Raw genomic sequence first — 1,718 nt, forward strand, 5'->3', positions numbered from 1 at the left:
AGCAGGGCGTTGATCATCGTCTGCAGCAGGTCACGCATCAGGTCCGGGGAGGCCTCCGAGAGTGCCTCGCCAAGCAGGCCGGCAGGGTCAACAATATGAGGTGCGGTCATCGTGATGTTTCCGTTCGAGAGTGCTGTGAAGGGTTCACTCGAAGGATCACGCGGTGGCCGCACTACGTCTCGTCGAAGACGACGATCCCGGCGACCGCGCTACACCACTATCAGGGACTCAACTGCGCTTTTTGTGTGCTGCATGCCCCAGGTGTCGGACACGAGCCGCTCGGCCTCGGCTGGTTCACGTCCCTCAGCGATCAGCCGGGGAACCAGCAGCGCGGCGTCGACCCAGGGTGGTCCGGTCCGGGACCAGGCCCAGTCGATCAGACGGACCTGGTCGCCGTGCACGAGCAAGTTGAGCTGGTGGATGTCGCCGTGGACCAAGGAGTACCCGGGCAGGATGCTCGGCACTTCGTCGTCGAAGTGGAGCAGCAGGTCCAAGTGCTGCTTCTCCCACGCGTCGAGCTGGTCCACGTGATGGTCCGCGAGCCACTGCCATCCAGCCAGGCGCGCGTATCGCTTGCTGAGCGGCGACACACCAGGAGCAGGGCTCGGGGTGAGTTGCTGAGCGAGGCGGGAGAGGGCTTCGACCACGGCCGGGACGTCGGGTGAACCGGGTGTGAGGTCGGCGTGCTCGCCGGGCACGATCTCGTACCCGGCGAGCAGCCATCCTTCGGTTTGCACGGTCCACAGCAGACGCGGCGCATCACGCACCGCGTCCCGTAGTCGGGAGTTGATCTGGATCTCGTGCTCGTGCACGGTGACCAGCCGGTCGTAGTCGGGAACGCCCTTGACGAACACCGTCCCGTCGACCGTGTGCAGGAACGCGGCGAACGTCGAGTTGCGGCCGGCCGACGGCGCTTCGGCGCGGAGCACCGTCCCGCACTCTGCCTCGATGGCCTGCCGGAGTTCGGTGGGTAGTTCCTCCCATGAGCGGCGGTGCATCGTGTTCTCCTAGTGGTTGGTCACGGTGCGGTGGAGCTGGTGCAGCCCTGGTGGCACTGCGAGCAGGCGACCGAGTGCGCCGTGGGCCATAGGTCGGTGTCGACGTAGAACCCGGCGGTGGCGATGGCGTCTACGGTGTACTGGATCGCCTCGTGAGCGGACTCACCCAGGGTGGCCGGGTCTTCGGGGTCGGTGGGCACGTGGTGCAGGAACCGGCCCGCGATCCGCTCGCAGAACGCAGCGTAGTCAACGGTGTGCAGGATGAACTCGTGCCACCCCGGGTCGACCTCGTCCGACGGCGACAAGGGTCGCCCCTGGTGGGTGGCGGTGGTGCCCAGGAACGCCAGCGCCTGGTCCACGATCCGTGCCGCCATGCCCAGGTCGTGGTCGTGCTCGGTGGCGACACGCTCCGTGAGCTTCTGGAACAACGCCGGGTCCACGAGCGACCTGCCCTCGCGCAGGTCGTGTGCGGTGATGATGGTCATGTGCTTCCTCCTCGTTGTACGGGGTAGTGCTTTGTACCTGCACCCGCCATGGGGCAGGCCTGCGGCCGGGCAGTGGTACGGGGGTCCGGGGCTGCCCAGCCGCAAGATCAATGGCGGCGGCTACAGGCTGCTCAGGGGTAGGGGGGCTCCCCCCGTTTGGTGGACACGCTGATACTGGATCTGCTTGATCCGGAGGAAGCGAGTCAGATTTATGTCCATGAAGGACTATTCGGAC

The 1,718-nt window shown here is 66.3% G+C and carries 2 protein-coding genes; both read right to left on the reverse strand.

The genetic code is table 11. The annotated features are described in order from the left end of the window. Positions 1–209 precede the first annotated feature (209 nt). A complete protein-coding gene (locus APR04_RS30255; RefSeq protein ID WP_253878355.1) occupies positions 210–998 on the reverse strand; it encodes an aminoglycoside phosphotransferase family protein in 789 nt (262 codons plus the stop codon). Between the two features lie 20 nt (positions 999–1,018). Next, positions 1,019–1,483, reverse strand: a complete 465-nt coding sequence (locus tag APR04_RS30260; RefSeq protein ID WP_253878357.1) for a glycine-rich domain-containing protein — start codon at positions 1,481–1,483, stop codon at positions 1,019–1,021. Positions 1,484–1,718 lie beyond the last annotated feature (235 nt).

Origin of the sequence: Promicromonospora umidemergens (assembly GCF_024171995.1) — a bacterium.
GTDB classification, from domain to species: Bacteria; Actinomycetota; Actinomycetes; order Actinomycetales; family Cellulomonadaceae; genus Promicromonospora; species Promicromonospora umidemergens.

What these genes read in the sequence shown, in the direction of transcription:
- APR04_RS30260 (WP_253878357.1), bottom strand. Translation starts at nt 1,483, where the DNA reads ATGACCATCATCACCGCACACGACCTGCGCGAGGGCAGGTCGCTCGTG.
- APR04_RS30255 (WP_253878355.1), bottom strand. Translation starts at nt 998, where the DNA reads ATGCACCGCCGCTCATGGGAGGAACTACCCACCGAACTCCGGCAGGCC.